Source organism: Burkholderia sp. Ac-20384 (genome assembly GCF_017104605.1).
Lineage (GTDB): Bacteria > Pseudomonadota > Gammaproteobacteria > Burkholderiales > Burkholderiaceae > Burkholderia > Burkholderia lata.
Window position 1 is genome coordinate 1 of record NZ_JAAGPE010000381.1, and the last position, 7,936, is coordinate 7,936.

General features: G+C 66.0%; 9 protein-coding genes. 1 reads left to right on the plus strand and 8 read right to left on the minus strand.

The window, feature by feature from the left end:
* Nucleotides 1-104: 104 nt before the first annotated feature.
* Complete coding sequence (locus G3O00_RS37640) at nucleotides 105-647, plus strand: response regulator transcription factor (RefSeq protein ID WP_011353543.1); 543 nt, start codon at nucleotides 105-107, stop codon at nucleotides 645-647.
* 10 nt (nucleotides 648-657) lie between these two features.
* Here G3O00_RS37640 and G3O00_RS37645 read toward each other — a convergent pair whose 3' ends face one another.
* From G3O00_RS37645 to G3O00_RS37680, 8 genes are all read right to left on the minus strand, one after another.
* Nucleotides 658-1,020: a hypothetical protein gene (locus G3O00_RS37645; protein ID WP_174933820.1), complete on the minus strand. Its 363-nt coding sequence runs from the start codon at nucleotides 1,018-1,020 to the stop codon at nucleotides 658-660.
* Between the two features lie 177 nt (nucleotides 1,021-1,197).
* A complete protein-coding gene (gene hslU / locus G3O00_RS37650) occupies nucleotides 1,198-2,541 on the minus strand; it encodes an ATP-dependent protease ATPase subunit HslU (RefSeq protein WP_174933821.1) in 1,344 nt (447 codons plus the stop codon).
* Between the two features lie 10 nt (nucleotides 2,542-2,551).
* Nucleotides 2,552-3,088, minus strand: coding sequence for an ATP-dependent protease subunit HslV (gene hslV / locus G3O00_RS37655; protein WP_206146041.1), 537 nt, complete (start codon nucleotides 3,086-3,088; stop codon nucleotides 2,552-2,554).
* Nucleotides 3,089-3,322: 234 nt separating this feature from the next.
* Nucleotides 3,323-3,739, minus strand: a complete 417-nt coding sequence (dksA, locus tag G3O00_RS37660) for an RNA polymerase-binding protein DksA (protein WP_006477498.1) — start codon at nucleotides 3,737-3,739, stop codon at nucleotides 3,323-3,325.
* 495 nt (nucleotides 3,740-4,234) lie between these two features.
* Nucleotides 4,235-5,314 (minus strand): GTP-binding protein, encoded by a 1,080-nt coding sequence (locus G3O00_RS37665; protein ID WP_206146042.1) that lies wholly within the window; start codon nucleotides 5,312-5,314, stop codon nucleotides 4,235-4,237.
* 200 nt (nucleotides 5,315-5,514) lie between these two features.
* Nucleotides 5,515-6,729 (minus strand): class I SAM-dependent rRNA methyltransferase, encoded by a 1,215-nt coding sequence (locus G3O00_RS37670; RefSeq protein ID WP_206146043.1) that lies wholly within the window; start codon nucleotides 6,727-6,729, stop codon nucleotides 5,515-5,517.
* 76 nt (nucleotides 6,730-6,805) lie between these two features.
* The gene (xerC, locus tag G3O00_RS37675; protein WP_206146044.1) at nucleotides 6,806-7,726 is read right to left on the minus strand and encodes a tyrosine recombinase XerC; all 921 of its coding nucleotides are present in this window, start codon (nucleotides 7,724-7,726) and stop codon (nucleotides 6,806-6,808) included.
* Between the two features lie 14 nt (nucleotides 7,727-7,740).
* On the minus strand, nucleotides 7,741-7,936 hold a 196-nt coding region (locus G3O00_RS37680), incomplete at its 5' end, for a DUF484 family protein (protein WP_042972629.1).

A 7,936-nucleotide genomic window follows, 5' to 3' on the forward strand; every position in this document is an offset into this window, starting at 1 on the left:
GGCCGGTGCGACCGCCGCGCGCGGCACGCGGGCCGTGCTGCGGCTGCCGGTCGTGCGCGTCGCGGCGTCGGCCGCCTCAACCAACACGTAGACGGAGAAACCACATGAGCGAGAACAATTTCCTGGTGATCGACGACAACGAGGTGTTCGCGGGCACGCTCGCGCGCGGCCTCGAGCGCCGCGGTTACGCGGTCCAGCAGGCGCACGACAAGGAATCGGCGCTGCGGCTCGCCGCGGGCGGCAAGTTCCAGTTCATCACCGTCGACCTGCATCTCGGCGAGGATTCGGGCCTGAGCCTGATCGCGCCGCTGTGCGACCTGCAGCCCGACGCGCGGATCCTGGTGCTGACCGGCTACGCGAGCATCGCGACCGCCGTGCAGGCGGTGAAGGAAGGCGCCGACAACTATCTCGCGAAGCCCGCGAACGTCGAGTCGATCCTGGCCGCGCTGCAGACCAACGCGACCGAAGTGCAGGCCGACGAAGCGCTCGAGAATCCGGTCGTGCTGTCGGTCGACCGGCTCGAATGGGAGCACATCCAGCGCGTGCTGGCCGAGAACAACAACAATATTTCGGCGACCGCGCGCGCACTGAACATGCACCGCCGCACGCTGCAGCGCAAGCTCGCGAAGAAGCCGGTGCGGCAGTAAGCGGGGCGCGTCAGCCGGGCGCGCTTGAGGCGCGCGACAGGCAGGCGACGATCTCGCGTTTCAGCAGGAGCGCGATGAGCGCCGAGTAGATGAGGTTCGCGAGGAATGGTGCGAACCCGCCGATCACGATCGGAGCGGCCATCGGCCACGGCTTTGCCGATACGCCGCTCGCGATGGACTGGATGCCGATGCTGAACGCGACGCCGGCGAGCGCGATACCCGCCAGCGTGCCCAGCCACGCGAGCACGAACGCAACGTTGTAGCGCCGCAGCGACTCCCGCCTGATCCGTCGCATGAGCGACAGGATGTCGGCGCGCGTGAGCGTGAGCAGGGCCGGCACGATTCGGCCGGCGATGGACGGGTAGATGGTCATTCGAAAGCGGTGACGGATGCGTCTGGCCGTAGTCTGAGGAATCCGGATTATAGGGACGCACCACCGGGCCTGCCATCAGCCGCGTTCCAGCGGCAGGCGCGTGCGCCACATCGCATGGCCATAAAAAACGGGCGACCCCGGAAGGGGCCGCCCGTTTTTCGTCCGACGCGGTGCGCGTTACAGCACGTAGCGCGACAGGTCTTCGTCCTGCGACACTTCGCCGAGTGCGCGATCGACATACTTCGCGTCGATCGTCACGCGCTCGCCTGCATGGTTGCCGGCCGAGAACGACACTTCCTCGAGCAGTTTCTCGATCACCGTGTACAGCCGGCGCGCACCGATGTTCTCGGTCTTCTCGTTGACCGAATAGGCGATCTCCGCGAGGCGGCGGATGCCGTCCTCGGCGAATTCGAGCTGCACGTCTTCGGTCGCGAGCAGCGCCTGGTATTGCTTGACGAGGCTGGCGTCGGTCGCGACGAGGATCGCTTCGAAATCGTTCACCGACAGCGAGTCGAGCTCGACGCGGATCGGGAAGCGGCCCTGCAGTTCGGGAATCAGGTCGCTCGGCTTCGCGAGGTGGAACGCGCCGCTCGCGATGAACAGGATGTGATCGGTCTTCACCATCCCGTACTTCGTGTTGACCGTCGTGCCTTCGACGAGCGGCAGCAGGTCGCGCTGCACGCCCTGGCGCGACACTTCGCCGCCGCTGCCTTCGTTGTTGCGCGACGTGATCTTGTCGATCTCGTCGAGGAACACGATGCCGTTCTGCTCGACGTTCTGCACGGCCTTCGTCTTCACTTCCTCGTCGTTGAGCATCTTCGCCGCTTCCTCGTCGGTCAGCAGCTTCAGCGCTTCCTTGATCTTCACCTTGCGGCGCTGCTTCTTGCCGCTGCCGAGGTTCGAGAACATCGAGCGGATCTGCTCGGTCATCTCTTCCATCCCCGGCGGCGCCATGATGTCCATGCCGGCCGACGGCTGCTCGATGTCGAGCTCGACTTCCTTGTCGTCGAGCTGGCCTTCGCGCAGGCGCTTGCGGAACGTCTGGCGCGTCGCGTTGTTGTCGTCGTTCGCGTGTTCGGCGTTGCCGCCGAAGCCCACCGCGCGCGGTTGCGGCAGCAGGATGTCGAGGATGCGGTCTTCCGCCTGGTCGGTCGCCTTGCTGCGCACCTTGCGCATCTCGGTTTCACGCGTCTGCTTGACCGAGATCTCGATCAGGTCGCGCACGATGCTGTCGACGTCGCGGCCGACGTAGCCGACTTCGGTGAACTTGGTCGCTTCGATCTTGATGAACGGCGCGTCGGCGAGCTTCGCGAGGCGGCGCGCGATTTCGGTCTTGCCGACACCCGTCGGCCCGATCATCAGGATGTTCTTCGGCGTGATTTCCTGGCGCAGCGGGTCGGCGACCTGCTGGCGGCGCCAGCGATTGCGCAGCGCAACCGCGACGGCTTTCTTCGCCTTCGCCTGGCCGATGATGTGCTTGTCGAGTTCCGAGACGATCTCGGCAGGGGTCATGGTGCTCATGGTGCGGTCCTTACTCGATCGTTTCGATGATGCGGTTGTGGTTCGTATAGATGCACATGTCGCCGGCGATCTCGAGCGACTTCTCGACGATCTCGCGCGGCGACAGCCCGGTGTTCTCCGCGAGCGCGCGGGCCGCGGCCTGCGCATAGGCGCCGCCCGAGCCGATCGCGCAGATGCCTTCTTCGGGGTCGAGCACGTCGCCGTTGCCCGTGATCACGAGCGTGGTGGTGGCATCGGCCGTGATCAGCATCGCCTCGAGGCGGCGCAGCATCCGGTCGGTGCGCCAGTCCTTCGCGAGCTCGACAGCCGCGCGGGTCAGGTTGCCCTGGTGCTTCTCGAGCTTCGCCTCGAAGCGGTCGAGCAGCGAGAACGCATCGGCGGTGCCGCCCGCGAATCCGACCAGTACCTGGTTGTTGTAGATCCGCCGCACTTTCCGCGCGCCACCCTTCATGACGATGTTGCCGAGGGTTACCTGGCCGTCGCCGCCGAGCGCGACCTTGTCGCCGCGCCGGACCGAAACGATGGTCGTGCCGTGAAATTGCTCCATCTGCGTTCCTTGAGAAAATCGGGGAAGAGTCGGGCGGCGCGAGGCGCCGCCGCGTAACTCGCAGTGCGCCGGGAAGCGGCCCGGCGCGCGTCCGTTTCATTTTAGGGCGGGCGCCGGGATATCAAGAGGCGGGGGGTAAATCGGCGGATCGGGAACCGGTGCCGGAAAAACAAAAAGCGCGCGGCAGGCCGCGCGCTTTCGGGAAGCAGCGTGTCTGAGCGGAACGCCGCTCGATCAGTCGCCGAACAGCTTCTGGCGCAACTCGCGGCGCTCTTGCGCTTCGAGCGACAGCGTGGCGGTCGGACGCGCGAGCAGGCGCGGAATGCCGATCGGCTCGCCGGTTTCCTCGCACCAGCCGTAATCGCCGGAATCGATGCGGGCGAGCGACTGCTGAACCTTCTTGAGGAGCTTGCGTTCGCGATCGCGCGTACGCAGCTCGAGCGCGTGCTCTTCCTCGATCGTCGCGCGATCGGCGGGATCGGGCACGATCACCGTCTCGCGCAGGTTCTCGGTCGTCTGGCCTGCATTCTTGAGGATGTCCGCCTGCAACTGTTCGAGCCGATTTTTGAAGAAGGCGAGCTGATCCTCATTCATGTAATCCTTGTCGCTCATCTTCAGGATTTCGGCTTCGGTCAAGAGTTTCTTCGTCATCTGCTTGCTTCTTCAATGTGCGGCAAATCAAGAGATATTGCCTGCACTTTGGGATTACCCGCAACCGCGCTTGCAATCATTTGCGATTTGCCGCCGCGGGGCCGAAAGCCTCTGGAAAACCGGTTCTCAAATACCAGGATAGGCCTGGCGCGGAGTTGCGCGCGCTGCGAACCGGTGTGCTGCGCGGCACATCGCATCGGCCGCGGCCGGGAGGCGGATTGGCGATCCGGCGCGGTTGCGATGCCCGGAAAACTGGTTCAGCAAGAACCGGGCCTGTTTGTTGCCGTACTCCAGCGGGCACGTATTGTAACTGAATCGCAAGCGGGCGCCGTATCGGGTCGATCCCCGTCGGCTGCGCCAATATCTAGAAAATATAACGCGCAAATCGCGAAAAAGCGATGACGGCGAAACCCTGCCCGGAAAAGGCGCCCCGCGGCCGCAGCAACCGCCCGCGAGGCGGCCGTGCGGCGGGGGCGCGACGGTTGCCCGCGCGCGTCAGGCGAGGCAGGCGTCGAGGCCGTCGGTGATCAGGTCCTGCGGCAGATCGACGCCGATGAACACCATCTTGCTCGTCTTCTTCTCGACCGGCAGCCACTTCGAGGCGAGGTCGCTGCCCATCATCTGGTGCACGCCCTGGAACACGACCTTGCGGTCGACGCCCTTCATGTACAGCACGCCCTTGTAGCGCAGCATCCGCTCGCCGTAGATCTGCAGGATGCCGCCGAGGAAGTCTTCCAGCTTGTTCGGGTCGAACGGGCGGTCGTTGCGGTACACGAACGACTTGATCTTGTCGTCGTGGTGCGCGTGGTGGTGATGGTGGTGGCCGTGGTCGTGATCGTGCGCGCATTGACCGTGATCGTGGTCGCAATGGGCGTGATCGTGATCATGGTCGTGATCGTGGTGGTGGTGCGCGTGATCGTCTTCGGCGAGGAAGTCGGGGTCGATCTCGAGCTTCGCGTTCAGGTTGAAGCCGCGCAGGTCGAAGATTTCCTTGATGTCCGCTTCGCCGAAGTTCACGACCTTGATCGCGGCCTTCGGGTTCATGTGCATCAGGCGGTGCTTCAGGCCGGCCACCGTCTGGTCGTCGACCAGGTCCGACTTCGTGATGAACAGGCGATCGGCGAAGCCGACCTGGCGCTGCACGACTTCGTGCTCGTCGAGCTGCGCGTTCGCGTGCTTCGCGTCGACCAGCGTGATGACCGCGTCGAGCAGGAAATCGTCGGCGATTTCGCTGTCGATGAAGAAGGTTTGCGCAACCGGGCCCGGGTTCGCGAGGCCGGTCGTTTCGATCACGATGCGGTCGAAGTCGAGCTTGCCTTCGCGCTTCTTCGCGGCCAGATCGCCGAGCGTGCGCGCGAGGTCGCCGCGGATCGTGCAGCAGATGCAGCCGTTGCTCATCTGGATGATCTGCTCGTTCGAATCCTGGATGAGGATTTCGTTGTCGATGTTCTCTTCGCCGAACTCGTTCTCGATCACGGCGATCTTCATGCCGTGCTGTTCGTTCAGGATGCGCTTGAGCAGCGTCGTCTTGCCGCTGCCGAGGAAGCCGGTGAGGATGGTGACGGGAGTGGCCATGTCAATCGCCTGTGGTTCGTGAATCGGGGTCAAAACCAGGATGTGCGTCGCGCCCGGGGCTTTGCCAGCCGGGGCGCACAACCATCCATTGAAACATACCTGTCAAGCCCTCGCCCGTCGTCCGAACGACAGGCGGGAGCGCGGATCCGCCGGGTGCAAGGTAGCGGCCGGCGGACGGTTACGCGCGTAGATCGGGGCGATCAGACGATTTGCAACAGCAGGCCCTTCAGATATTCGCCTTCCGGGAAGGCCGCGAGCAGCGGGTGATCGACGCCCGCGCCGAGGCGCTTCAGGATGCGCGCGTCGACCTTCGCGTCGGCGGCCGCGCCCGCGACGATCTTCTGGAACAGGTCCATGTCGATCGCGCCCGAGCACGAGTACGTGAACAGCAGGCCGCCCGGACGCAGCAGCTTGAAGCCGCTCAGGTTTATGTCCTTGTACGCGCGGGCCGCGCGATCGACGCTGTCGCGGGTCGGTGCGAACTTCGGCGGATCGAGCACGATCAGGTCGAAACGCTCGCCTTCGTCGACGAGGCGGCGCAGCGTCTTGAATGCGTCGGCGTCGAGCCAGGTCGCGCGTTCGGCGTCGAAACCGTTGGCGACGACGTTCTGCTGCGCGAGCGCGAGCGCATCGCCCGACGAGTCGATCGACACGACGCGCTTCGCGCCGCCCTTGAGCGCCGCGAGCGAGAAGCCGCCCGTGTAGCAGAAGCAGTTCAGCACGTCGCGGTCGGCCGCGTACTGCGCAACCAGCGCGCGGTTGTCGCGCTGGTCGACGTAGAAGCCCGTCTTGTGGCCGTTCGGCACGTCGACGTGATAGCGCACGCCGTTTTCGTTCGAGATCAGCGTCGCGGGCGGCGCATCGCCGGCCAGCACGCCGGTCGTCTGTTCGAGCCCTTCCTTGTCGCGGATCGAGACGTCCGAGCGTTCGTAGACGTTCGGGCAGTCCGTGGCGCCGACGAGCGCCTTCACGATCGCGTCCTTCCACGCCTCGACGCCCGCGGCCATGAACTGGCAGACGAGCTGGCCGCGCGGCGCCGCGCCGGCTGCGGCGGTGTCCGCGACGTAGTAGTCGACGATCAGCCCCGGCAGCCCGTCGGCTTCGCCGAACACGAGCCGCACCGCGCCCGTGCCCGACACCATCGTCGTGCGGTGCGAGACCGCGCGCTGGACGCGGCGCTTGAAGAACGCGTGATCGATCGGCTCGTTCTCGTCGAAGCTCCACACGCGCACGCGGATCTGCGATTGCGGGCTGTACGCGCCGCGCGCGAGGAAGCGTCCGTCGTGTGCGCGCACGATCACGGTCGCGCCGGGCGCGGGCTTGCCGTCGACGCGGTCGATCGCATTGGCGTAGATCCAAGGATGGCGGCGCAGCAGCGATTTTTCCTTGGACGGCTTGAGGGTGACGGTTTGCATGATGAGATCGAAATGGGCCGTGCGCGAAGCCGACCGTGGCCGGTCGCCGCGCGCGGCGGGTAACACGGGAAGCGCGTCAGTCGCGCTTCTTCGCGCGCGGATGCGCGCTGTCGTAAATCTTCGCGAGATGCTGGAAGTCGAGCGACGTATAGACCTGCGTCGCGGAGACGCTCGCGTGGCCGAGCAGTTCCTGCACCGCGCGCAGGTCGCCGCTCGACTGCAGCACGTGCGTCGCGAACGAGTGGCGCAGCACGTGCGGATGGACGTTGGCGGGGATGCCCGCAGTGAGCGCCGCGCGCTTCACGCGTTCGCGCACGACGCCCGGCGACATCCGGTTGCCGCGCACGGACACGAACAGCGGATGCGGATCGTGCTTCACGAACTCGCCGCGCACCGCGAGCCACGCGTTCAGCGCATCGATCGCCTTGCGGCCGACCGGCACCTTGCGCTCCTTGTTGCCCTTGCCTCGCACGGTGACTTCGGCTTCGGCGAGATCGAGCCAGCCGGTCGAGCGGTAGCCGTCGGCCTGCGTGTACATCACGTCGAGCCCGATCAGCTCGGCGAGGCGCAGCCCCGACGAATAGAACAGCTCGAGGATTGCGTGATCGCGGATGCCTTCGGTCGTGTTGGCGAGCGGCGCGTTCATCAATGCGGAAGCATCGTCGACCGACAGGGCCTTCGGCAAGGTCTTCGCGCGTTTCGGTGCGCGCACCGCGGCGACCGGGTTCGCGGGCATCTCGATGCGCTGCGCGAGCCAGCGGTAGAACGCGCGCCACGCGGACAGCCGGTGCGAGATCGACCGCGCGGACAGCCCGCCCGAATGTGCGCGCGCAACCGCGCCGCGCATATCGGCGGCCGTCAGCGCTTCGAGCGGCCGGCCGTTCGCGAGCTTCTTCAGTTCGTCGAGTTCGTGCGTGTATCCGCGCAGCGTGTGTTCCGACAGCTGCCTGACGTGCTTCAGGTTCGACAGGTAGGCGGCGATCGGATCGTCTGTCATCGCGGGCGGAAGGATCAGTGCGGCAGCAGGCGCGTGAGCGCGGCGCTTGCGAGCGTCGCGATCTGCGCGAGGAAATCGGTGGCCATCCCGTCGTGGAAGCGGCGCGGGTCGGGCGAGCCGAGCACGAGCAGGCCGAACGCGGGCGCATCGGTGCCGGCGAGCGGTGCGCGCAGCGCGAGCAGCGCGACCGATGCGGCCGAGCCATCGCCG

Bases quoted from the DNA above. Each gene is read 5' to 3' on its own strand.
- hslV (WP_206146041.1), bottom strand. From the start codon at position 3,088: ATGGAGCAATTTCACGGCACGACCATCGTTTCGGTCCGGCGCGGCGAC.
- G3O00_RS37645 (WP_174933820.1), bottom strand. From the start codon at position 1,020: ATGACCATCTACCCGTCCATCGCCGGCCGAATCGTGCCGGCCCTGCTC.
- G3O00_RS37670 (WP_206146043.1), bottom strand. From the start codon at position 6,729: ATGCAAACCGTCACCCTCAAGCCGTCCAAGGAAAAATCGCTGCTGCGC.
- G3O00_RS37640 (WP_011353543.1), top strand. From the start codon at position 105: ATGAGCGAGAACAATTTCCTGGTGATCGACGACAACGAGGTGTTCGCG.
- dksA (WP_006477498.1), bottom strand. From the start codon at position 3,739: ATGACGAAGAAACTCTTGACCGAAGCCGAAATCCTGAAGATGAGCGAC.
- hslU (WP_174933821.1), bottom strand. From the start codon at position 2,541: ATGAGCACCATGACCCCTGCCGAGATCGTCTCGGAACTCGACAAGCAC.
- G3O00_RS37665 (WP_206146042.1), bottom strand. From the start codon at position 5,314: ATGGCCACTCCCGTCACCATCCTCACCGGCTTCCTCGGCAGCGGCAAG.
- xerC (WP_206146044.1), bottom strand. From the start codon at position 7,726: ATGACAGACGATCCGATCGCCGCCTACCTGTCGAACCTGAAGCACGTC.